Genomic DNA, 355 nt, shown 5'->3' on the forward strand with positions numbered 1-355 from the left:
TTTCCGGCAGCAAGCCCTGAAGCAGTAGCTGCAGTTCCTCCGGATGGAGACCATAGGTATGTATATGCTCCCGTTCCTCCGGTAACACTTACAGTTGCAGATCCATTAGTACCTCCATTGCATGAGACATTCGTTTGAGCGGCGGCACTTGCTATTAGAGCCGATGGTTGTTCTATGGTAACATTTGCTGTTTTTTGACAATTATTTGCGTCTTTAACAGTTACGGTGTAATTTCCGGCAGCAAGCCCTGAAGCAGTAGCTGCAGTTCCTCCGGATGGAGACCATAAATAACGATATGCTCCGGTTCCTCCAGTAACAGTTACTGTAGCAGAACCATTGCTTCCTCCATTACAAC

The 355-nt window shown here is 47.0% G+C and carries 1 protein-coding gene; it reads right to left on the reverse strand.

Annotated features, from left to right (window positions below; all coding sequences use genetic code 11):
* Window positions 1-355: SprB repeat-containing protein (locus SB717_RS34230; protein ID WP_410907282.1), on the reverse strand; the 355-nt coding region annotated here is incomplete at both ends.

This window comes from Priestia sp. SIMBA_032, assembly GCF_046535215.1.
GTDB classification, from domain to species: Bacteria; Bacillota; Bacilli; order Bacillales; family Bacillaceae_H; genus Priestia; species Priestia aryabhattai.